The organism is Pseudomonas sp. IzPS59 (assembly GCF_014863505.1).
Classification (GTDB): Bacteria; Pseudomonadota; Gammaproteobacteria; order Pseudomonadales; family Pseudomonadaceae; genus Aquipseudomonas; species Aquipseudomonas kribbensis.
The window spans coordinates 1,763,235-1,784,643 of the sequence record NZ_CP062251.1 but is presented as its reverse complement, the minus strand read 5'-3'; the positions used below and the strand labels follow the sequence as shown (position 1 = coordinate 1,784,643).

22 protein-coding genes are annotated in these 21,409 nt (G+C 61.6%); 1 reads left to right on the top strand and 21 read right to left on the bottom strand.

The annotated features are described in order from the left end of the window. Positions 1–121 precede the first annotated feature (121 nt). The 4 genes from fliA to flhA all read right to left on the bottom strand — a co-directional run bounded on the left by fliA (position 122) and on the right by flhA (position 5,284). Positions 122–862, bottom strand: a complete 741-nt coding sequence (fliA, locus tag IF189_RS08075; protein WP_007951959.1) for an RNA polymerase sigma factor FliA — start codon at positions 860–862, stop codon at positions 122–124. After that, entirely contained in the window at positions 859–1,689 is an 831-nt protein-coding gene (fleN, locus tag IF189_RS08070) for a flagellar synthesis regulator FleN (RefSeq protein WP_003222917.1), read from the bottom strand. Before fleN ends, fliA begins: the two co-directional genes overlap by 4 nt. A gap of 113 nt (positions 1,690–1,802) precedes the next feature. Further along, on the bottom strand, positions 1,803–3,143 hold the full coding sequence (flhF, locus tag IF189_RS08065; RefSeq protein WP_085710485.1) for a flagellar biosynthesis protein FlhF: 1,341 nt from the start codon (positions 3,141–3,143) through the stop codon (positions 1,803–1,805). An 11-nt stretch (positions 3,144–3,154) separates the two neighbouring features. Beyond that, positions 3,155–5,284, bottom strand: coding sequence for a flagellar biosynthesis protein FlhA (gene flhA, locus IF189_RS08060; protein WP_085710483.1), 2,130 nt, complete (start codon positions 5,282–5,284; stop codon positions 3,155–3,157). A gap of 524 nt (positions 5,285–5,808) precedes the next feature. Between flhA and IF189_RS08055 the strand changes: the two genes are divergently transcribed. Next, entirely contained in the window at positions 5,809–6,183 is a 375-nt protein-coding gene (locus IF189_RS08055) for a DUF6124 family protein (RefSeq protein WP_134825895.1), read from the top strand. A gap of 168 nt (positions 6,184–6,351) precedes the next feature. Here IF189_RS08055 and flhB read toward each other — a convergent pair whose 3' ends face one another. From flhB to fliF, 17 genes are all read right to left on the bottom strand, one after another. Continuing rightward, a complete protein-coding gene (gene flhB, locus IF189_RS08050; protein ID WP_192553098.1) occupies positions 6,352–7,491 on the bottom strand; it encodes a flagellar biosynthesis protein FlhB in 1,140 nt (379 codons plus the stop codon). A gap of 3 nt (positions 7,492–7,494) precedes the next feature. Next, positions 7,495–8,280, bottom strand: coding sequence for a flagellar biosynthetic protein FliR (gene fliR / locus IF189_RS08045; RefSeq protein WP_085710477.1), 786 nt, complete (start codon positions 8,278–8,280; stop codon positions 7,495–7,497). A gap of 3 nt (positions 8,281–8,283) precedes the next feature. After that, on the bottom strand, positions 8,284–8,553 hold the full coding sequence (gene fliQ, locus IF189_RS08040; protein WP_085710476.1) for a flagellar biosynthesis protein FliQ: 270 nt from the start codon (positions 8,551–8,553) through the stop codon (positions 8,284–8,286). Beyond that, positions 8,550–9,308, bottom strand: coding sequence for a flagellar type III secretion system pore protein FliP (gene fliP / locus IF189_RS08035; RefSeq protein WP_085710474.1), 759 nt, complete (start codon positions 9,306–9,308; stop codon positions 8,550–8,552). Before fliP ends, fliQ begins: the two co-directional genes overlap by 4 nt. Further along, complete coding sequence (gene fliO / locus IF189_RS08030) at positions 9,308–9,787, bottom strand: flagellar biosynthetic protein FliO (RefSeq protein ID WP_225739953.1); 480 nt, start codon at positions 9,785–9,787, stop codon at positions 9,308–9,310. The genes fliP and fliO overlap by 1 nt, the downstream gene beginning before the upstream one ends. After that, positions 9,788–10,246 (bottom strand): flagellar motor switch protein FliN, encoded by a 459-nt coding sequence (fliN, locus tag IF189_RS08025; protein WP_408987513.1) that lies wholly within the window; start codon positions 10,244–10,246, stop codon positions 9,788–9,790. It lies immediately after the preceding gene. Between the two features lie 56 nt (positions 10,247–10,302). Continuing rightward, complete coding sequence (gene fliM / locus IF189_RS08020; RefSeq protein ID WP_003222890.1) at positions 10,303–11,271, bottom strand: flagellar motor switch protein FliM; 969 nt, start codon at positions 11,269–11,271, stop codon at positions 10,303–10,305. Positions 11,272–11,280: 9 nt separating this feature from the next. Next, the gene (gene fliL, locus IF189_RS08015; protein WP_085733741.1) at positions 11,281–11,784 is read right to left on the bottom strand and encodes a flagellar basal body-associated protein FliL; all 504 of its coding nucleotides are present in this window, start codon (positions 11,782–11,784) and stop codon (positions 11,281–11,283) included. Between the two features lie 225 nt (positions 11,785–12,009). After that, positions 12,010–13,383: a flagellar hook-length control protein FliK gene (locus IF189_RS08010; RefSeq protein ID WP_192553096.1), complete on the bottom strand. Its 1,374-nt coding sequence runs from the start codon at positions 13,381–13,383 to the stop codon at positions 12,010–12,012. A gap of 105 nt (positions 13,384–13,488) precedes the next feature. Further along, positions 13,489–13,836 (bottom strand): Hpt domain-containing protein, encoded by a 348-nt coding sequence (locus IF189_RS08005; protein ID WP_085710468.1) that lies wholly within the window; start codon positions 13,834–13,836, stop codon positions 13,489–13,491. A gap of 30 nt (positions 13,837–13,866) precedes the next feature. Then, positions 13,867–15,570 (bottom strand): fused response regulator/phosphatase, encoded by a 1,704-nt coding sequence (locus IF189_RS08000; protein ID WP_192553095.1) that lies wholly within the window; start codon positions 15,568–15,570, stop codon positions 13,867–13,869. A gap of 5 nt (positions 15,571–15,575) precedes the next feature. After that, on the bottom strand, positions 15,576–15,881 hold the full coding sequence (locus IF189_RS07995; protein ID WP_119428818.1) for an STAS domain-containing protein: 306 nt from the start codon (positions 15,879–15,881) through the stop codon (positions 15,576–15,578). Positions 15,882–15,982: 101 nt separating this feature from the next. Continuing rightward, the gene (fliJ, locus tag IF189_RS07990; protein ID WP_114881898.1) at positions 15,983–16,432 is read right to left on the bottom strand and encodes a flagellar export protein FliJ; all 450 of its coding nucleotides are present in this window, start codon (positions 16,430–16,432) and stop codon (positions 15,983–15,985) included. A gap of 6 nt (positions 16,433–16,438) precedes the next feature. Then, the gene (gene fliI, locus IF189_RS07985) at positions 16,439–17,797 is read right to left on the bottom strand and encodes a flagellar protein export ATPase FliI (protein ID WP_085710464.1); all 1,359 of its coding nucleotides are present in this window, start codon (positions 17,795–17,797) and stop codon (positions 16,439–16,441) included. Then, on the bottom strand, positions 17,787–18,593 hold the full coding sequence (gene fliH, locus IF189_RS07980) for a flagellar assembly protein FliH (RefSeq protein WP_192553094.1): 807 nt from the start codon (positions 18,591–18,593) through the stop codon (positions 17,787–17,789). The genes fliI and fliH overlap by 11 nt, the downstream gene beginning before the upstream one ends. 4 nt (positions 18,594–18,597) lie before the next feature. Continuing rightward, the gene (gene fliG / locus IF189_RS07975; RefSeq protein WP_007958288.1) at positions 18,598–19,617 is read right to left on the bottom strand and encodes a flagellar motor switch protein FliG; all 1,020 of its coding nucleotides are present in this window, start codon (positions 19,615–19,617) and stop codon (positions 18,598–18,600) included. Beyond that, entirely contained in the window at positions 19,610–21,397 is a 1,788-nt protein-coding gene (gene fliF, locus IF189_RS07970) for a flagellar basal-body MS-ring/collar protein FliF (RefSeq protein WP_114881896.1), read from the bottom strand. The genes fliG and fliF overlap by 8 nt, the downstream gene beginning before the upstream one ends. Positions 21,398–21,409: the final 12 nt, after the last annotated feature.

Below are 21,409 nucleotides of genomic sequence, written 5' to 3'. Positions count from 1 at the left end.
CCTGAACGCGCCATTTCAATCAATCCGGCAAAGCACTCGATGACTGTCTGGAGCACAACAGAGCAAGACCGGTGCCGTTCACCACCGCACCAGCCTCGTTCGCAGTGTCCCCACACTGCCTTCAGCGCGCTCGCCACTCCCCCAAACGCCCCCGCAAGCGGGCCGCGCACTGGCTGTGTAACTGGCTGACCCGCGATTCACTGACACCAAGGACTTCACCGATTTCCTTGAGGTTCAGCTCTTCGTCGTAGTACAGCGCCAACACCAGTCGCTCACGCTCCGGCAAATTGGCAATCGCGTCCGCCAGCGCCGCCTGGAAGCGTTCATCTTCCAGATCGCGTGACGGCTCAAGATGAGCACTGGCGCCATCCTCGTGCAGCCCTTCGTGTTCGCCGTCCTGCAACAGGTCGTCGAAACTGAACAGTCGGCTGCCCAGGGTGTCGTTCAAAATCCCGTAGTAATCGTCGAGACTCAACTGGAGTTCGGCCGCAACCTCGTGATCTTTAGCGTCACGGCCGGTTTTAGCTTCAATCGAGCGAATCGCGTCGCTGACCATACGGGTATTGCGGTGAACCGAGCGCGGTGCCCAGTCCCCCTTGCGTACTTCATCGAGCATCGCGCCGCGGATCCGGATGCCCGCGTACGTTTCGAAACTGGCACCCTTGCTGGCGTCGTATTTGGTCGAGACTTCGAGCAGGCCGATCATCCCGGCCTGAATCAGGTCTTCGACCTGCACACTGGCCGGCAACCGCGCCAGCAAGTGGTAGGCGATGCGTTTGACCAGTGGCGCGTAACGCTCGATCAGCTCGTACTGCGCGTCACGCGCCGACTTTTTGTAAAGGTTCATACCGCTGGCGGTCATAGCACAGGTCCTGCCGTTTGCTGCACGAGGCGCTCGACGAAAAATTCGAGATGGCCGCGCGGGTTGGCGGGCAGCGGCCAGGTGTCGACCTTTTGCGCGATCGCCTTGAATGCCAGTGCGCACTTGGAACGCGGGAAGGCTTCATAGACCGCACGCTGCTTCTGCACCGCCTTGCGCACGCTTTCGTCGTAAGGCACCGCACCGACGTATTGTAAGGCGACGTCGAGGAAGCGATCCGTGACCTTGGTCAACTTCGCGAACAGGTTGCGACCTTCCTGCGGGCTCTGGGCCATGTTGGCCAGGACGCGGAAGCGGTTCATGCCGTAATCGCGGTTGAGCAGCTTGATCAGTGCGTAGGCGTCGGTGATCGAGGTCGGCTCGTCGCAGACCACCAGCAACACTTCTTGCGCCGCGCGAACGAAACTGACTACCGAGTCACCAATACCCGCAGCGGTGTCGATCACCAGCACGTCGAGGTTGTCGCCGATGTCACTGAATGCCTGAATCAGACCGGCATGCTGGGCCGGGCTCAGGTGAACCATGCTTTGCGTGCCGGAAGCGGCCGGCACGATGCGGATCCCGCCGGGACCTTGCAACAGCACGTCGCGCAGCTCGCAGCGGCCCTCGATCACATCGGCCAAAGTACGTTTGGGCGTCAGGCCCAGCAGAACGTCGACGTTCGCCAGACCCAGGTCGGCATCCAGCAGCATGACCCGACGGCCAAGCTCTGCCAGCGCCAGGGACAAGTTCACTGACACGTTAGTCTTGCCGACGCCACCTTTGCCGCCGGTCACCGCGATCACCTGTACGGGATGCATGCTGCCCATGTTATTTCTTTACCTTGTCTTGCATAGACGGAGGCCACATTACTGGCTGCGCGTTCACAACCGGAACAATGCGTGGCAGACCATCGATGTAGGTACAAAAACTGTTCATTACCTCAGCCAACCTGCTTGGTCGGGCTGTGGTAGATATCAGCGAACATGTCAGCCATGGCTTCTTCGCTGGGTTCTTCCTGCATTTGCACGCTGACGGCGCGGCTGACCAATTGATGACGGCGCGGCAGATGCAGATCATCCGGAATCCGTGGGCCATCGGTCAGGTAGGCGACCGGCAGTTCATGACTGATCGCCAGGCTCAGCACTTCGCCAAGGCTGGCCGTCTCATCCAGTTTAGTCAGGATGCACCCGGCGAGCCCGCAACGCTTGTAACTGTGATAAGCGGCGGTTAGAACCTGTTTCTGGCTGGTGGTTGCCAGTACCAGATAATTTTTCGACCGAATGCCACGACCGGCCAGGCTTTCCAGTTGCATGCGCAGTGCCGGATCGCTGGCCTGCAGGCCGGCGGTGTCGATCAGCACCACGCGTTTGCGCAGCAGAGGATCCAGCGCCTGCACCAGGGACTGGCCCGGGTCGACGTGGGTCACCGACACATTGAGGATCCGGCCCAGGGTTTTCAACTGTTCCTGAGCGCCGATGCGGAAACTGTCCATGCTCACCAGCGCAATGTTCTGCGCGCCGTACTTGAGTACGTAGCGGGCAGCCAGTTTGGCGAGGGTGGTGGTCTTGCCCATGCCGGCCGGGCCGACCATGGCAATCACACCGCCCTCTTCCAGCGGCTCGACTTCCGGTGTGGCGATCATCCGCGCCAGGTGCGCCAGCAACATGCGCCAGGCCTGACGAGGCTCTTCGATATCGCTGGTCAGTGCCAGCAGGTCGCGGGACAACGGACCGGACAAGCCGATGCGCTGCAGACGGCGATACAGATTCGCCTGAGCCGGACGGCTGCCTTGCAGCTGATTCCAGGCCAGGGTGCCGAGCTGAACTTCCATCAGCTCGCGCAGGCTGTTGAGTTCGAAACGCATCGAATCCAGCGCACGCGGATCGACGCCAGCGGCAGCCGGCGCAGGTGCCGGGGCTGGACGGGCCGGTGCGGCGTACGTCGGTTCTGTCAGAGGCTCGGCAGCCGTCAGCGGCAGGCCGGCGGTCAATGGCAGACCGGAGAACAACTGGCGATTGGTGTTGCCGTCGGCCTCACCACGCATGCTCAGCTCGGCCTGGGCGGTGACGATGCGCGACTGAGTCTTGCGCAGCTCGTCTTCGAGTTCCATGTTCGGAACCCGTGGCGCCAGCGCCGACAGTTTGTAATCCAGCGCCGCCGTCAGCTCGACGCCGCCGGCAATGCGGCGGTTGCCAATGATGGCGGCATCAGCGCCCAGCTCATCACGAACCAGCTTCATGGCCTGACGCATATCGGCGGCGAAAAAACGCTTAACTTGCATAAACCACTACCTCAGCCGTTGGGCCCTACTGTCGCAACGATGGTCACTTGCTTGTTGTCCGGAATTTCCTGGTAGGCCAGCACATGCAGTCCGGGAACTGCCAGGCGACCAAAGCGCGAGAGCATCGCGCGAACCGGGCCTGCTACCAACAGGATCACCGGCTGACCTTGCATTTCCTGACGCTGCGCCGCTTCGATGAGCGAACGTTGCAGCTTCTCGGCCATGCTTGGCTCCAGCAGAACGCCCTCTTCCGAGCCTTGTCCTGCCTTCTGCAGACTATTGAGCAATATTTGTTCCAACCTTGGCTCCAGCGTGATGACTGGCAGCTCGGACTCAGTCCCTACAATGCTTTGGACGATTGCACGGGATACGCCAACCCGCACAGCGGCCACCAAAGCGGCGGTATCTTGACTCTTGGCGGCATTGTTGGCGATGGCTTCGGCAATGCTGCGGATGTCGCGCACCGGCACGTGTTCGGCGAGCAGCGCCTGCAACACTTTCAGCAGCTGCGACAACGTGACCACACCCGGCACCAGCTCTTCCGCCAGTTTCGGCGAGCTCTTGGCCAGCAATTGCATGAGTTGCTGCACTTCCTCGTGGCCGATCAGCTCGCTGGAGTGCTTGTACAGAATCTGGTTCAAGTGGGTGGCGACCACGGTACTGGCGTCCACCACGGTGTAACCGAGCGATTGCGCCTGGGCGCGCTGGCTGACTTCGATCCACACCGCCTCCAGGCCGAAAGCCGGATCTTTGGCGGTGATGCCGTTGAGCGTGCCGTAGACCTGCCCCGGGTTGATCGCCAGTTCGCGATCCGGGTAGATCTCGGCCTCGGCCAGAATCACCCCCATCAGGGTCAGGCGATAGGCGCTCGGTGCCAGATCGAGGTTGTCGCGGATGTGCACGGTCGGCATCAGGAAGCCCAGATCCTGCGAGAGCTTCTTGCGCACGCCCTTGATCCGCGCCAGCAACTGGCCGCCCTGATTGCGGTCCACCAGCGGAATCAGGCGATAGCCGACTTCCAGGCCGATCATGTCGATGGGCGTCACGTCGTCCCAGCCCAGCTCTTTGGTTTCCATGGCGCGGGCTGGCGACGGCAGCAGTTCCTGCTGACGCTTGACCTCTTCCAGCGCCTGCACCTTGGCCACGTTCTGCTTCTTCCAGAACAGGTAAGCACCACCGGCAGCCAGTGCGGCCATGGTCAGGAACGAGAAGTGCGGCATGCCCGGCACCAGGCCCATGACCGCCATCAGACCGGCCGCCACCGCCAGCGCTTTCGGCGAAGCGAACATCTGGCGATTGATCTGCTTACCCATGTCTTCCGAACCGGAAGCACGGGTCACCATGATCGCTGCAGCTGTAGATAACAACAGTGATGGCAATTGCGCCACTAAACCGTCACCGATGGTCAGCAAGGCGTAAACCTTGCCCGCGTCAGCGAAGGACATGTTGTGCTGGAAGATACCGACCGCCATGCCGCCGATCAGGTTGATGAACAGAATCAGCAGACCGGCGATGGCGTCACCGCGCACGAACTTGCTGGCACCGTCCATCGAACCGTAGAACTCTGCTTCCTGGGCCACTTCCTGACGGCGGGCCTTGGCCTGGGTCTGGTCGATCAAACCGGCGTTGAGGTCGGCGTCGATCGCCATTTGCTTGCCGGGCATCGCGTCGAGGGTGAAGCGCGCGCTCACCTCGGAAATCCGCCCGGCACCCTTGGTCACCACGACGAAGTTGATGATCATCAAGATCGCGAAGACCACGATACCGACCACGTAGTTACCGCCGATCACCACCTCACCGAAGGCCTGGATCACCTTACCGGCAGCGGCGTGGCCGTCCTGACCGTGGAGCATCACCACCCGCGTCGACGCCACGTTCAGCGCCAGCCGCAACAGCGTCGCCACCAGCAGGATCGTCGGGAACACCGCAAAATCCAGCGGCCGCAAGGCGTACACGCAGACCAGCAGCACGACGATCGACAGGGCAATGTTGAAGGTGAAGAACACGTCGAGCAGGAACGGCGGCACCGGCAACATCATCATCGCCAGCATGACCAGCAGCAACAGCGGCACACCCAGATTGCCCCGACTGAGGTCGGCAATGTTCGAGCGAGCACTGTTGATTAACTGAGAGCGATCCACCGGTTTTCCCCGTTCCTTTAAAGCAAACTTTTGACGCCCAGAGCGGACGCACGGCGGCTACTGCAAGAAGCCTTCCAACTTTTGCCGATGATTGAAACAGAGGGGTTTGAGTGTGTTTTTTCTGCTGGGCGGGGTGTCGCCTTCGCAGGAAGTCAGCAAAAAGTGCCTTCTAAACTCGGATGTTTAAAAGACACCTTCAGACACGCCTTGAAGGCTACGAATTCTTGCGCCATTGCCTACAGCTACGCCAGAATCCGCCGGCTTGTGCGCTTTGGGGTCGGGTTCTATTGTGGATCGGTCGCTGACGAATCAGCGATCGGGTTTAGCGACTCGAATCATAAATAGGTGCACCAGCGCTCCATGCCTTGTGGCAGATTCAATGTCTGCAACTCCGCTATGGTGGCTGTATGCGGGAGATCTTCGGGTCTGCCGGGTGCCTATAACCGGTTCGCTAACCTGCGTACAGCCGCCACCTTACTGTTTAGCGACAGTTCCGGGCGGCTCCACTTTATAGGAGCTTCACCATGATCAAACCAACACCCAACCCACCCGAAACCGATCCCGCCTCGCCCTACGAATCCCTCGACTCCAGAAAGCTTCACGAAGCCGCCGACCGCGCCCTCGATCACTACCTCTGCCCGCCCGGCTCCACGCCACCACCGCGCAGAACCCGCCGAATGTTTGCCGTCACCGCAGACTTCAAAAACGAAGAGCTGCTGGTCGAGCTCTGCGAAACCCTCGCCTCCGCCAGAACCATCGCCAATGACTTCGCCCACCTCATGCCCGCCTCGCAACGCAGGACGCTGACGGGCATCGGGCAATTGATCATGCTTGGGGAACTGGCAGCGAATCGGGTGCTGAATAATCTGGAACTAACGCCGTCGCAGACCTCCGTGTAAAGGCTTGAGAAATGCGTCGCAGCGACTGACGCCTTCGCGGGCAAGCCCGCTCCCACATTTGGAATGCATTTCCCTGTGGGAGCGGCCTCACAAGCGGCACAGGTCATCAGGCATAAAAAAACCGCCTCCGAATTCAATCGGAAGGCGGTTTTTTTTCATCACCAAAAGTCAGGAATCGCGCCGCAGATCCGGCGGAATCGGCAGGTCGTCCTTGAGCGGCTCCGGGAACTTGCCCTTGCCCGCGCGGTGCTGGCGGATCTGGTAGACGTAGGCCAGTACCTGAGCGACCGCCAGGTACAGGCCGCCGGGAATCTCTTCTTCCAGCTCGGTGGAGTAATAGATCGAACGCGCCAGGGCTGGCGATTCGAGCAGCATGACTTCGTTGGCCACGGCAATTTCGCGGATCTTCAGCGCCAGGAAGTCGCTGCCCTTGGCCAGTAGCACCGGCGCCCCGCCCTTCTCCGAGTCGTATTTGAGCGCCACGGCGTAGTGGGTCGGGTTGGTGATGACCACGTCGGCATCAGGAATGGCCGCCATCATCCGCCGCTGCGACATCTCGCGCTGCACCTGGCGAATCCGCTGCTTGACCTCCGGCCGGCCTTCCTGGTCCTTGTGCTCGTCGCGCACTTCCTGCTTGGTCATCTTGAGCTTTTTGATGCTCTCCCAGAGCTGCACCGGGACGTCGACGGCCGCGATGATGATCAGACCGCAGGCCATCCACAGCGTGCTCCAGCCCACCACTTGCAGGCTGTGAATGATGGCCCGGTCCATCGGCTCATGAGCAATGCGCAGCAGGTCGTCGACATCACCGGACAACACCACCAGCGCCACGGCCAGAATGATCAGGAATTTGGCCAGCGCCTTGAGCAGCTCGATCACCGACTTCGCGGAGAACATGCGCTTGAGGCCGGAGGCGGGATTCATCCGGCTGAACTTGGGCGCCAGGGAGCCGGCGGCGAACAGCCAGCCACCGAGGGCGATCGGCCCGAGAAACGCAGCCAGCAGCAACGTGATCATGATCGGCTGAATCGCCACCAGCGCAGTGAGGCCGGAATTCATCAGGAACTTGCCCATGGCGCCCTGATCCATGATCACTTCCCGCGACAGCGTGAAGTTCATGCGCATCAGCTCCATCAGGTCCTGCGCGAGCATGCCGCCGAACACCAGCAGCGCGCCGGAACCGGCAAGCATGATCGCCAGAGTGTTGAGCTCCTTGGAGCGCGCAATCTCACCCTTTTCCCGGGAGTCCTTCTTGCGCTTCTCCGTGGGGTCTTCTGTCTTGTCCTGACCGCTCTCGCTCTCTGCCATGACTCAGCGCGCCTGTGCCAGTTCGCGTAGCAGCTGCAAGGCTTCGACGGCCAGCGGCTGATACTGGTTGAGAATGTCCGCCAGACCGACCCAGACAATGAACAGGCCGAGCACAAGGGTCAGCGGGAAACCGATGGAGAAGATGTTCAGTTGCGGCGCCGCCCGGGTCATCACGCCGAACGCAATGTTGACCACCAGCAGCGCGGTGACCGCCGGCAGCACCAGCATCAATGCCGCACCGAGCACCCAGCCGAGCTTGCCGGCCAGCTCCCAGTAATGCGCAGTCATCAGACCGGCGCCGACCGGCAGCGTGGTGAAACTTTCAGTCAGCACCTCGAAGACCACGAGATGACCGTTCATGCCGAGAAACAGCAGCGTCACCAGCATGGTGAAGAACTGCCCGATCACCGCCACCGACACGCCGTTGGTGGGGTCGATCATCGAGGCGAAGCCCATGCCCATCTGAATCGCAACGATCTGCCCCGCCACCACGAACGCCTGGAAGAACAACTGCAAGGAGAAGCCCAGCACGGCACCGACCAGGATCTGCTCGGCGATCAACAACAAGCCGCTGAGATCGAGAGGACTGACCGCCGGCATGGGCGGCAGGTTGGGCGAGATCACCACGGTGATCGCCAGTGCGAGGTACAGGCGGATACGCTTGGGAACCAGCGTGGTGCCGAAGACCGGCATCACCATCAGCATCGAGCCGATGCGAAACAGCGGCAACATGAACGTCGCCACCCAGGTACTGATCTGGGTGTCGGTCAACTGAAGCAGCGACTGCATGGCCTAGCCGATGACCAGCGGAATGTTTTTGTACAGCTGGATGATGTATTCCATGAAGGTCTGGATGATCCACGGACCGCCGACGATCAGGGTCACCAGCATCACCAGCAGACGCGGCAGAAAGCTCAGGGTCTGTTCGTTGATCTGCGTCGCCGCCTGGAACATCGACACCAGCAGGCCCACCAGCAGACTCGGGACCACCAGGATCGCGACCATCATCGTGGTCAGCCACAAGGCTTCGCGAAAGATGTCGACCGCTACTTCTGGGGTCATGGCGAAACACCTCCGAAACTGCTGGCCAGGGTGCCGATGATCAGCGCCCATCCGTCAACCAGCACGAACAGCATGATCTTGAACGGCAGGGAAATGATCAGCGGCGACAGCATCATCATACCCATCGCCATCAGCACACTGGCCACGACCAGGTCGATGATCAGGAACGGGATGAAAATCATGAAGCCGATCTGGAACGCGGTTTTCAGCTCGGACGTAACGAACGCCGGCACCAGAATGGTCAGCGGTGCCTGATCCGGCGTCGCGATGTCGGTGCGCTTGGACAGGCGCATGAACAGCTCGAGATCGCTGGAGCGGGTCTGCGCGAGCATGAAGTCCTTGATCGGCACCTGAGCCTTTTCCACCGCTTGCTGGGCGGTGAGTTTCTCCGCCAGATACGGTTGCAGCGCATCGTTGTTCACCCGGTCGAACACCGGCGCCATGATGAACAGGGTCAGGAACAGCGCCATGCCGGTGAGGATCTGGTTCGACGGCGTCTGTTGCAGGCCGAGGGCCTGACGCAGGATCGAGAAGACGATGATGATCCGGGTGAAGCTGGTCATCAGGATGACGGCGGCCGGGATGAAGCTCAGCGCCGTCATGATCAGCAGGATCTGCAGGCTGACCGAATACTCCTGCGCCCCGTTGGCGTTGGTGCCCAGGGTGACCGCCGGGATCGACAACGGATCGGCGGCGAACGCCAGTGGCGCGGCCAACATCAAGGCCAGGGTCAAGACGATGCGCAACGCACCCATTACTTCTTATCCTTCTGATCCTTGCCGAGGATCTTCAACAGATGCTGGGCAAATTCCGGAGTCGCTTTTTCGGAGGTGGCCGGGACGTCCACCGGCTCCTTGAGTACGTGCAGCGCAGTGATGGTGCCGGGACTCAGGCCAAGCAGAATCTGCTCGTTGCCGACCTGCACCAGCATCAAGCGATCACGCGGACCGAGCGCCCGGGAACCGATCAGCTCGATCACCTGCCCCTTGCCCGCCGGCCCTGCGTTCTGCACCCGGCGCAGCAGCCAGGCGAGGAAGAAGATCAACCCCAGCACCAGCAATAGGCCGAACACCAATTGCGTCAATTGCCCGGCGACGCCACTGCTGACCGCCGGAGCAATCGCGGGCGCCGCAGGAGACGCCGCAGCGGCAGTCGCGGCCGCAGGCTCGGCGGCCATGACCGTCAATGGCAGCGCCAGCACCGCGGCCAGCAAGGAACCCAGAACCTTTTTCACTCAGCGCAGCTTCTTGATGCGTTCGCTTGGGCTGATCACGTCGGTCAGGCGGATGCCGAACTTTTCGTTGACCACGACCACTTCGCCGTGGGCGATGAGGGTGCCGTTGACCAGCACGTCCAGCGGCTCACCGGCCAGACGATCGAGCTCGATCACCGAACCCTGGTTGAGTTGCAGCAGGTTGCGGATGTTGATGTCGGTACTGCCCACTTCCATCGAGATCGACACCGGGATGTCGAGAATCACGTCCAGGTTCGGACCGTCCAGACTGACCGGCTCGTTGCTCTTCGGCACGCTGCCGAACTCTTCCATCGGCAGACGGTTGGAGCTCGCAACGCCAGCGTCGGCGGCCAGCAGCGCGTCGATGTCGGCCTGCCCGGCTTCACCGGTTTCTTCCAGGGCGGCAGCCCACTCGTCAGCCAGTGCCTGATCGTCCTGGGCGTTCATTTCGTCGTTCATCATTTGTCCTCGGCGGGCAACAATTCAGTTAAAGGCGTAAGGGGTGTTGCGCCGCTTCAGCGGCGCTCGATCGGCTCGATCACCTGCAACGCGAGGTTGCCTTTGTGCGAGCCCATCTTGACCTTGAAGGCCGGCACGCCGTTGGCGCGCATGATCATGTCTTCCGGCATCTCGACCGGGATCACGTCACCCGGCTGCATGTGCAGGATGTCGCGCAGTTTCAACTGGCGGCGAGCCACGGTCGCGCCGATCGGCACGTCGACATCCAGCACGTCCTGGCGCAGGGCGTTGACCCAGCGCTCGTCCTGGTCGTCGAGGTCCGACTGGAAACCGGCGTCGAGCATTTCGCGCACCGGCTCGATCATCGAGTACGGCATGGTCACGTGCAGGTCGCCGCCACCGCCGTCGAGTTCGATGTGGAACGTGGAGACCACGATCGCTTCGCTCGGGCCGACGATGTTGGCCATGGCCGGGTTCACTTCCGAGTTGATGTACTCGAAGTTGACTTCCATGATCGCCTGCCAGGCTTCTTTCAGGTCGACGAACGCCTGCTCCAGCACCATGCGCACCACGCGCAGTTCGGTCGGGGTGAATTCACGCCCTTCGATCTTCGCGTGACGGCCGTCGCCGCCGAAGAAGTTGTCCACCAGCTTGAACACCAGTTTGGCGTCGAGGATGAACAGCGCGGTGCCGCGCAGGGGTTTGATCTTGACCAGGTTGAGACTGGTCGGTACGTACAGCGAGTGCACGTATTCGCCGAACTTCATCACCTGCACGCCACCGACGGCAACGTCCGCCGAGCGGCGCAGCATGTTGAACATGCTGATGCGGGTGTAGCGGGCAAAACGCTCGTTGATCATCTCCAGAGTCGGCATGCGTCCACGGACGATGCGATCCTGGCTGGTCAGGTCGTAGCTTTTGACACTGCCGGGTTCGGCAGCGTTATCGGTCTGTACCAGACCATCGTCGACGCCGTGCAACAGCGCGTCGATTTCATCCTGGGACAGCAGATCCTGCACGGCCATGTCGTGTTCCTACTGCAGTACGAAATTAGTGAAAAGCAACTGTTCGATCACCACTTTGCCCAGCTCTTTCTGCGCCACTTCCTGGACGCTGGCTGTGGCCTTCTGGCGCAACATCTCTTGACCGACCGGGGTCGCCAAAGTGGCGAAATCCTGACCGGAGAAGAGCATCACCAGGTTGTTGCGGATCACCGGCATGTGCACTTTGAGCGCTTCAAGATCGGCCTGGTTGCGCGCCAGCATGGTGATGCTCACCTGCATGTAGCGCTGACGGCCGTTCTGGTTGTAGTTGGCCACGAAGGCCGGCGCCATCGGCTCGAAAATCGCCGGCTGCTTGCCGACCGGAGCGGTTTCCACGGCAGCCGCAGGTTTGCTCTGGGCGCTGTGCATGAAGAACCAGGTCGCCCCCACAGACGCACCGATGGCCAGCAGCAACCCGAGCACGATCGCAATGATCATCTTGAGTTTGCCTTTGGTTGCGGGGTCTTTTACTGCTGCTGCTTCGCTCTTCGCCATGCCAATAATCCGTCACTAATCGGGTTTTCACAGTCGCACGGCAAGGCAAGAGCAAGTGTTATGCCAGAAGTGTCGGAGGGAAGAAGAGAGGAAATGGTGAACTGATGCAACTCCCTGTGGGAGCTGGCTTGCCAGCGATAGCGATTTGTCTGACACATTGTATTTTGAATGTGCTGCAGCCATCGCTGGCAAGCCAGCTCCCACAGGTTTTGTGAGTGCTTTAAATCAGGCGTAATAGTCGACGGCGCTGGAACCGATCACATGGGTGGTGGCAGCAGCCGCTTCAGCCACGGCCGCAGACGTCAGCTCTTCTTCCGAAGAGTCCAGGCGACCGCCGGCGGTGCTGGTGCGCCCCGTCTGGCCCTGTTGCGCCTGCTCCTGACCCTGCCCTTGCCAGCCACGGTTCTGGTCGGAAACGTTGACATCGACCTGCCCCATGCCCTGCTGGGTGAACATGTCACGCAGGCGATGCATCTGGCCGTCGAGGGCTTCGCGAACGCTCGGGTGAGCACTCATGAAGGTCACCTGGGTCTGCTGGTCCGGCACCATGTTCACCCGGATATCCAGGCGACCCAGTTCAGCCGGTTGCAACTGGATATCGGCAGACTTCAGGTTGTTGCTCGACAGGTACATGACGCGGTTGACCACTTCTTCGGTCCAGCCGTTCTGATGCATGGCAATCGGCTGGTTCACCGGCACCGCGTTGGCGGTTTTCGGTGTGGCCGCCTGGGTCAGTGCCGCCAGACGGTTGGCGAAATCATCGACGCGGGTATCGCTGGTGGCGGATTTCAGGTCTTTCAGACCATCATCGATCAGACCACTGAAGGCTTTTTCGCCGCCCTGACTGGTGCTGTCCTTGTCGGCTTGCACATCCAGCATGCTGGCCATGCCGGCAGCGAAGGTCTGAGCCGAGGTCAGCTCGCCGTCAGCCTGTGTCTGGGCCGGCGTCGCCTTGGGCTGCGACTGGCTGGACGCGGAAATGTGACCACTCTGCTCCATCGCCATGCGCAAGGCCGGCATCGAATCGAGTGGATCAGCCTCCGGATCGAAATCACTTTCGGCGACAGGCGCTGCCGTGGCAGCAGCCGGCAATGCCGCCACTGCCGGCGCCTGGGTCTCAGGCTTCACCGGAGGTGTTTCAACGACCGGCGCAGCAACAACCGGCGGCGTGACGACCGGCTGCACGACCTGCATCAGCGCCGGGTCCAGCGTCGGATCCACAACCGGGGCGGTGTCGGCGACCGGCGTGGTCGGCGTATCGGAGGTATCGTCGCTGGCGACCTTGTCGTCCGCAGCTGTCGATGACGTTTTGTCGGCGGGCAAGGCTTTGCCGCTATCGGCAACCGTCGCGTCCGGAGCGGCAGACTGATCCTTGCCGGCGTCCTTCTTGCCGCTGTTGTCGGCGACCTTGTCGCGTGCGGGTTTTACCGAGTTGTCGACCGTGACGGCAGGCTTGTTCTGCCCCTGATCGGCAAACACCTGAGCGAAGCTCGAAGCCTTGTCCCCGGGGCCTGCGGCCACCACTGACGGTTTGGCAGAGGCGGCTTGCGCCTTGGCCTGGGCGGCAGTCTGAATAAGAATGTTAGGGGTTGCAGGCATGGCACGGTCTCCGCTGCACTGGGATCGTAGGTACAGTTGAACGAGATGACTGCAAGTGCCGGGCCAGTTTCGTCCAGCGCCGGATAAAAACGCCGGACGGTTGACTCAATGGGCGGGAGAGCGCTGTCGCTCGGCTTCATAGACGGGGCGCACATCCGCGAACTCGTCATGGATGTCGGCCACCAGCTTGATGATTTCGGACGGGCTCTTGTCCCTGGCGTGCTGCTCAAGCTCCTGACAAAGTTCAGCAAGACGGGTCGCCCCCATATTGCTGCTACTGCCTTTGAAGCTATGAGCCACCGACGACAAGGCGTCGGCATCGGCGGTTTTTTGCAATTCACGCAGGCGCGCTTCGGAATCTGCCAGGAACGTATCCAGCAATTCCGGATAGCCATCCTCCATGACTTCTTGCAACGCACTCAGTACGTCGCGATCTACACAGGCATCAGTCACTTGTTCACTCCTTGATCAAGAATGCGCGGATTATGCCAGAGCCTCCCAGAAAAACTCCACGCGAGCACTACGACCATCGTCCGACCAGCTTGGATTCCTGCTCAATTGCCGGATCAGACTGACGCCGCGCCCCGACAGGCGGACACCGTCGAGGGGCCGCTCCATCACCCGAGCCACGTCAAAGCCTTTGCCGCTGTCTTCGACACGCACGACCAGACAACCGCCCTCGCCCTCCGGACGAACCTCCAGATGCACGCGCACATATCCATCCTTCAGGGCATCGAGGCGCGCATTGCGTTGCTCATAGTAACGGGCGAAACCCGAAGCGTCGCGCTTGAGGCTGGAATCCAGCCCCAGCACCCCATGCTCCAGCGCATTGGAGTAAAGCTCGGCGAGCACGCTGTACAGTGCGCCACTCTGCGTGCGCAAGCCATGCACTTCGAGCAGCAATTGCAGCAGGTAGGGCAGCGGATTGAAGCGCTTGAGCGTGGCGCCGCGAAATTCGAAACTCACCGACCAGTCCAGCGGGCACGACTGGCCACTGTCGGAGTACACCGGTGCCGACGGATTGACCTGCGCCATTTCCAGCAGGCTGACCTCGACCATGCTCACATCGTCCCGGGCTTCGCCGCGAAAATCCTGCAACGCCTGTTCGATCTCGGCGAACAACCGATCCGGCTGGCGATTGCCGGCAAACACCCGCTGCAAGCGCTCGACACCGAACAACTGATCATTGGCGTCGCAGGTGTCGATCACCCCGTCGGACAACAGGAACACCCGATCACCCACCGCCATCGGCAGCACTTCGGTTTGATCGTCAAAGGCCTGCGGGCTGAGCACACCCAAAGGCAGATGCCGCGCCGCCAGCGGTACCCGTTCGCCCGTGGCGATGCGATGCAGATAACCGTCGGGCATGCCGCCGTTCCAGATCTCCACGCTGCGCCGCTGAAAACTCAGGCAGAGCAGCGTGGCGCAGCAGAACATGTCCACCGGCAGGATGCGTTTGAGCTTGGCGTTCATTTCCCGCAGGGTTTCGGCCAGCCCGTACCCCTTGGCAGTCATGCCGTAAAACACTTCCGCAAGCGGCATGGCCCCGACCGCCGCCGGCAGACCGTGACCGGTGAAGTCACCGAGCAACACATGCATGTCGCCGGCCGGCGTGTAGGCTGCCAGCAGCAGATCGCCGTTGAACAGCGCATAAGGTGATTGCAGGTAGCGGATATTCGGCGCACTCAGGCAACCGGAATGCGCGACCTTGTCGAAAACCGCCTTGGCGACCCGCTGCTCGTTGAGCAGGTAGTCGTGGTGCCGGGCAATCAGGTCGCGCTGCTCCAGCACCGTGGCTTGCAGGCGACGCAAGCGATCCATCGCCTTGATTTTGGCGGACAGGATCACCTGGTTGTACGGCTTCGCCAGAAAGTCGTCACCGCCAGCCTCAAGGCATCGCACCAAGGCTTCACTCTCGGTCAGCGACGTGAGGAATATGATCGGCACCAGATTCTCACCGGCCAGCACCTTGATCTGCCGTGCGGCTTCGAAGCCGTCCATGACCGGCATCATCGCGTCCATCAGCACCAGGTGCGGCTGCTGACGGGAAAACACCTCGACCGCTTCGGCCCCATTGGTGGCCGTCAGTACCGCATGCCCCTGGCGTCGCACGATGGTCGACAACAGCAGCCGGTCAGCGGCGCTGTCCTCGGCGATCAGGATCGTCAGGGGTTCTTGCGGCTGCATGGCCGTCAACTGATGTCGAACAGTTTGTCGAAGTTGGAGATGGCGAGGATCTTGCGCACATCCGAATTGCTGTTGACCACCCGCACGTCCGAGTCGTCGCCGCCGGCATGGTCGCGCAGCAGAAGCAGCATGCCCAGGGCCGAGCTGTCGAGATAGGTGGCATCCTTGAGATCCACCACGATGGAGTCGGGCTTTTTATTGAGTCGCTCGTAGGACTCGCGAAATTCCTGATGGCGACCGAAATCGAACCGCCCCTTGATCGAGATCGTCAGCTTTTGGCCATCCGGAGAAACTTCTGTAACGACTGACATGTACTGGCTTCCTTGTCATTGACGAACCTGTACAAGGTTTAGCACTTGCAAGGGTAAGGGGCAAGGCAGGAAGTCACCGCAAACTGTCAGAGATCAACCCGTCAGTAGGCATCACGGCGCGGCAGGCGCTGGGACAACTCGTCCAGCAGCTTCTGCTCGCGCTTGTCTTCGACTCGCTGGGCTTCATCGCGGTAGCGCTGTACAAGTTTGCGCAAGCCTTCGACCCGGGCAAACGCCTGTTGCCAGGCCTCGCGAGCCTTGTCCAGATTGTTCTGGTGCCACTGCAGGCTTTGCCGTTGCTGGTCGACCGCCGTATCGAGCTGGGTCAGAAACCCCTGGAACCCGAGCAACCACTGCCCGGTCACCCCGGTGCTGCCGCGCACAATCCATTGCTCGGAGTAATCCAGACGAAAGGCATGCAGGTCGGCGAGTTTGCTTTCGGCCACTTTTACCTGCCCCTGGAAATACCCGAGACGCTGCACGGCGGTTTTCTCGGCCTTTTCGGCCATTTCCACCACCGGTGCCAGACGCGCGGCGCGGCTCAGGGCCATGGCCGGTTACCCGCCGGTCGCAGGGGCGAGAATTGTTTCGAGGTAGGCCTCGCTTTCGCCCAGGCTGATGCTGTCGTTCAGACCCTGGCGCAGGTATCTGACCAGTTGTGGCTGCAGATTGATGGCAAGGTCAGTCTCGCGATCACCGCCGGCGACGTAGGCACCGACACTGATCAGGTCGCGACTCTGCTGATATCGCGACCACAGCTGCTTGAAGAATTGCGCCCGGACCATGTGATCGGGCGGCACCACGGCCGGCATGACCCGGCTGATCGACGCTTCGATGTCGATGGCCGGGTAATGCCCTTCTTCGGCCAGACGCCGGGACAACACGATGTGGCCGTCGAGCACGCCTCGCGCCGAGTCGGCGATCGGGTCCTGCTGGTCATCGCCTTCGGACAATACGGTGTAGAACGCGGTGATCGAACCACCGCCCTTCTCCGCGTTACCGGCGCGCTCCACCAGTTTCGGCAGCTTGGCAAAAACAGAAGGCGGATAACCCTTGGTTGCCGGCGGCTCGCCGATGGCCAGGGCGATTTCCCGCTGGGCCTGGGCGAAACGGGTCAGGGAGTCCATCAGCAACAGGACATTCTTGCCCTTGTCGCGGAAATACTCGGCGATCCGCGTGCAGTACATCGCCGCGCGCAGACGCATCAGTGGCGCATCGTCCGCAGGGGACGCAACCACCACGGAACGCTTGAGGCCTTCTTCACCGAGAATGTGCTCGATGAATTCTTTAACTTCTCGACCCCGCTCACCGATCAGGCCGACGACGATGATGTCGGCCTCGGTGAAGCGGGTCATCATGCCCAGCAGCACCGACTTACCGACACCGGTACCGGCAAACAGGCCCAGACGCTGTCCACGACCGACCGTCAACAAACCGTTGATGCATCGGATGCCGACATCCAGCGGTACGCTGATCGGGTCACGGTTGAGCGGGTTGATGGTCGGGCCGTCCATCGGCACCCAGTCTTCGGCCTTCATGCCGCCCTTGCCGTCCAGCGCACGTCCGGCGCCGTCCAGCACACGACCAAGCATGCTCATGCCCATCGGCAAACGACCGGTATCGGCCAGCGGCACCACACGGGCACCCGGCGCAATACCGGCAACACTGCCGACCGGCATCAGGAACACCTTGCTGCCGGAGAAACCCATGACTTCGGCTTCAACCTGCGACGGGTGATAGCTGTCGTCGTTGATCACCATGCAGCGCGTGCCCATGGCGGCGCGCAGGCCTTCGGCTTCGAGGGTCAGACCGACCATGCGCAGCAGGCGCCCTTCGAGGATCGGCGCACCGGGGATTTCGGTGGCCTCCGCATAGGTGCTCAGGCGCTTGGCGAAACTGGTGCGTTCAAGGCGCATCGGGGGCGTCCGCGAGCGGCTCGTCGGTGACAGGGGCCGGTTTCGGCGTTTCCGGCAAGTCGAGGCTCAGATCCGGTTCGGCCGGGTGCAGGGCCTGTTCGTGCAGTTGATCGAACAGCTTGGCCATGACCTGGCCGACACGGGTTTCGATGCTCGCATCGATCCGACTGTGTTCGGTTTCAACGCGGCAACCGCCCGGCAGCAGCGATTCGTCCTCGACGATACGCCAGGTTTCCTCATGGCGTTCGCGCAGGGCTTTGACCTGCTCGAAATCCTGCGGATTGACGTACAGCCGCACATTGCCCACACCCAGCGGCAACAGCTTGAGGGCGTCGCGCATGACGTGTTCGATCTGCGTCGAGTCGATGGCCAGTTCGCGCTGGATCACCTGACGGGCGATATGCTGCACGAGGTCGACCAGCGACTTTTCAATCTGCGTGTCTTGCTCGGCGATGGGCTCGAAGAGGTTCGCCATCAACTGCTCGAGGCTGTTGACCTTGGCGGTGAGAACCACTTCGGCTTCCTGGCGCACCTTGAGGGTGGCGCTGTGGAAACCTTCTTTTTCGCCGATGGCGAAGCCCTCGTTGTAAGCCTCCTGACGGATGCTTTCGAGTTCTTCCAGGGTCAGTGGCTGGACTTCCTCCAGCGGCACTTCTTCCATTTCCGGCGGTTCGGGCTCCGGTTCCGGCTCGGGTTCCGGTGGCGGCGGATCGAAACTCGGGATTGCCCAGGTTTCGAAACCGCGCACGTCCCGGGCACGGATCAGGTCCGTCACATCGTCGTCGTTCTTGCCCATGGTGTTAGATCATTTCCTCGCCGCCCTTGCCACCGAGCACGATTTCTCCGGCTTCGGCCATACGGCGGGCGATGGTGAGGATTTCCTTCTGCGCGGTCTCCACGTCGCTGACGCGCACCGGGCCCTTGGCCTCGAGGTCGTCGCGCAGCAGTTCGGCAGCACGTTTGGACATGTTCTTGAAGATCTTTTCCTTGACGCCTTCGTCCGAACCCTTGAGGGCCAGCACCAGCACATCGGAGGACACTTCGCGCAACAGTGCCTGGATACCGCGGTCGTCGACATCGGCCAGGTTGTTGAACACGAACATGAGGTCTTCGATCTGACCGGACAGGTCTTCGTCGACTTCGCGGATCGAGTCCATGAGCTGGCCTTCGATCGAGCTGTCGAGGAAGTTCATGATGTCCGCCGCCCGCTTGATGCCACCCAGGGTGGTGCGCGAGGCGTTCGAGTTGCCCGAGAACTGCTTCTCGAGGATCTGGTTCAATTCTTTCAGTGCGGCCGGCTGCACGGTGTTCAGCGACGAGACACGCAGGATGATGTCCAGACGCACCTTGTGGTCGAAGTTGCCCAGCACTTCACCGGCCTGGTCCGGATCGAGGTACGCGACCACGATCGCCTGGATCTGCGGGTGCTCGTAGCGGATCACGTCGGCTACGGCGCGCGGCTCCATCCATTTCAGGCTGTCGAGGCCGCTGGTGTTGCCGCCCAGCAGAATGCGGTCGATCAGGCCGTTGGCCTTGTCCTCACCCAGGGCCTGGGTGAGCATTTTGCGCACGTAGTCGTCGGAGCCGACGCCCAGGCTGGTCTGGTCGCCGACGATGTCGACGAACTCGCTCATGACCTGCTCGACCTGCTCACGGTGGACGTTGCCCATCTGGGCCATGGCCACGCCAACTCGCTGAACCTCTTTCGGGCCCATGTGGCGCAGCACTTGTGCAGCATCGGTCGAACCCAGGGACAGCAGCAGAATCGCGGCTTTATCGACCCGGGACAGTTTGGCGACGGCGGCTCGGTTATCACTCATCTGCGTTAATCCACTCTTTCACGACCTGGGCCACACGACCCGGGTCTTCTGCCACCAGACTCTTGATTGCGTTCAACTGAGCGTCATAGCCTTCGCTCGGGCTCGGCAGCAGGATGCTGGTCGGGCCGCCGAGGCTGACGCGATCGTTGGACAGTTCACCGTCCAGACCGCCCATGCCACCCAGTTCCACGTCACCGCCCAGACCGGCCAGTTCCTTGCCTTTGCCGCCACCGGTGATGTTGTTGAGCACCGGACGCAGCACGCCGAACACCAGCACCAGGATGAACAACACACCCAGCACTTGTTTGACGATGTCCCAGAACCATGGCTGGGAGTAGAACGGAATGTCGGCAATCACTTCGCCGCGCTCGGCGGAGAACGGCATGTTGATCACGCTGACGCTGTCGCCACGGCTGGCGTCGAAACCGACGGCGTCCTGCACCAGGCGAGTGAAGCGCGCCAATTCGTCGGCGCTCCACGGCGCACGAGTGGTTTCGCCGTTGGCCGGGTTGATCTTGACCTGATCGTCCACCACCACCGACACCGACAGGCGATTCAGGCGACCCTGCTGCTGTTTGGTGTGGCTGATGGAACGGTCGAGTTCGAAGTTCTTGGTGGATTGTTGACGCTTGTCTGCCGGGTACGGCGCGAGCATCGGCTGGCCGGTGGCCGGGTCCATGATCTGCTGACCGTTGGCATCAACCAGTGGCTGGCCTGGCTGCACCATGCCGGTCGAAGCCTGGGCACCGCCGGTGGTTTGCGGCGCGGAGGCTGGCGACGGCGGCTGGTTGCTCAGGGCACCCGGGACGCCTTGCGGGCCATTGCTGGCGGTACGTTGTTCGTTGACCGACTGCTCGCTGCGCAGCGCCGGCTGATCCGGGTTGAACTGCTCGGCGGTGGATTCGACGGCACTGAAGTCTACGTCGGCCGACACTTCAGCCTTGTAGCGATCGTTGCCCAGTACCGGTTGCAGGATATTGTGCACACGCTGGGTCAGCATGCTTTCCATGCGGCGGCTGTAATCGAACTGCTTGCCGGCCATGGTCATTTCGGAATTTTCCGCCTGATCCGACAGCAGGTTGCCCTTCTGGTCGACGACGGTGATCTGCGACTTGCTCAGCTCGGGAACGGAAGTGGCCACCAGGTTGATGATGGCAACGACCTGGCCCGGCTCCAGCGAACGGCCGGAATACAACTCGACCAGTACCGAAGCACTTGGCTTGCGCTCGTCACGCACGAACACCGAACTTTTCGGGATCGCCAGGTGAACGCGTGCGCCCTTGACGTTGTTCAGGGCGGAGATGGTGCGGGCCAGTTCGCCTTCGAGGCCGCGACGGTAGCGGGTCGCTTCCATGAACTGGCTGGTGCCCAGACCCTGTTCCTTGTCGAGAATCTCGAAACCGATGTTGCCGTCGCTGGGAGTGACACCAGCAGCGGCGAGTTTCAGTCGCGCACGGGACAGGTCATCGGCCTTGACCAGCAAGGCGCCGGAATTCGGTTCGACGGTGTAGGGAATGTCGGCGGAGGCCAGGGTGTCCATGACCTGCTTGGCGTCCATACCGGCAAGGCTGCCGTACAGAGGCCGGTAGTCCGGTTGCTGCGACCACAGCACCACGGCAAAGCCAATCGCCACGCTCGCAGCCAGGCCGACCAACAGGCCCACCTGACGCAGCATGGTCATCTCGGAGAGGTTTTCCAGGAAGGACAGGCCGAACAGCGGCGGTTTGCCGTCTATCGGGGTGGCCTTGGCCGGAACGTTATCGGCGACTGCTTCTGCCATGACTCAATCTCG

Excerpts from the sequence above, each read along its gene's own strand:
- flhB (WP_192553098.1), bottom strand. The coding sequence starts at position 7,491 with ATGGCAGAGAGCGAGAGCGGTCAGGACAAGACAGAAGACCCCACGGAG.
- fliI (WP_085710464.1), bottom strand. The coding sequence starts at position 17,797 with ATGCGCCTTGAACGCACCAGTTTCGCCAAGCGCCTGAGCACCTATGCG.
- IF189_RS08000 (WP_192553095.1), bottom strand. The coding sequence starts at position 15,570 with ATGCAGCCGCAAGAACCCCTGACGATCCTGATCGCCGAGGACAGCGCC.
- fliM (WP_003222890.1), bottom strand. The coding sequence starts at position 11,271 with ATGGCCGTGCAGGATCTGCTGTCCCAGGATGAAATCGACGCGCTGTTG.
- IF189_RS07995 (WP_119428818.1), bottom strand. The coding sequence starts at position 15,881 with ATGTCAGTCGTTACAGAAGTTTCTCCGGATGGCCAAAAGCTGACGATC.
- fliJ (WP_114881898.1), bottom strand. The coding sequence starts at position 16,432 with ATGGCCCTGAGCCGCGCCGCGCGTCTGGCACCGGTGGTGGAAATGGCC.
- fliH (WP_192553094.1), bottom strand. The coding sequence starts at position 18,593 with ATGGGCAAGAACGACGACGATGTGACGGACCTGATCCGTGCCCGGGAC.
- fliP (WP_085710474.1), bottom strand. The coding sequence starts at position 9,308 with ATGGGTGCGTTGCGCATCGTCTTGACCCTGGCCTTGATGTTGGCCGCG.
- IF189_RS08055 (WP_134825895.1), top strand. The coding sequence starts at position 5,809 with ATGATCAAACCAACACCCAACCCACCCGAAACCGATCCCGCCTCGCCC.
- fliN (WP_408987513.1), bottom strand. The coding sequence starts at position 10,246 with ATGAACGACGAAATGAACGCCCAGGACGATCAGGCACTGGCTGACGAG.
- flhF (WP_085710485.1), bottom strand. The coding sequence starts at position 3,143 with ATGCAAGTTAAGCGTTTTTTCGCCGCCGATATGCGTCAGGCCATGAAG.
- IF189_RS08010 (WP_192553096.1), bottom strand. The coding sequence starts at position 13,383 with ATGCCTGCAACCCCTAACATTCTTATTCAGACTGCCGCCCAGGCCAAG.
- fliL (WP_085733741.1), bottom strand. The coding sequence starts at position 11,784 with ATGGCGAAGAGCGAAGCAGCAGCAGTAAAAGACCCCGCAACCAAAGGC.
- fliG (WP_007958288.1), bottom strand. The coding sequence starts at position 19,617 with ATGAGTGATAACCGAGCCGCCGTCGCCAAACTGTCCCGGGTCGATAAA.
- fliQ (WP_085710476.1), bottom strand. The coding sequence starts at position 8,553 with ATGACCCCAGAAGTAGCGGTCGACATCTTTCGCGAAGCCTTGTGGCTG.
- fliR (WP_085710477.1), bottom strand. The coding sequence starts at position 8,280 with ATGCAGTCGCTGCTTCAGTTGACCGACACCCAGATCAGTACCTGGGTG.
- fliF (WP_114881896.1), bottom strand. The coding sequence starts at position 21,397 with ATGGCAGAAGCAGTCGCCGATAACGTTCCGGCCAAGGCCACCCCGATA.
- fliA (WP_007951959.1), bottom strand. The coding sequence starts at position 862 with ATGACCGCCAGCGGTATGAACCTTTACAAAAAGTCGGCGCGTGACGCG.
- fleN (WP_003222917.1), bottom strand. The coding sequence starts at position 1,689 with ATGGGCAGCATGCATCCCGTACAGGTGATCGCGGTGACCGGCGGCAAA.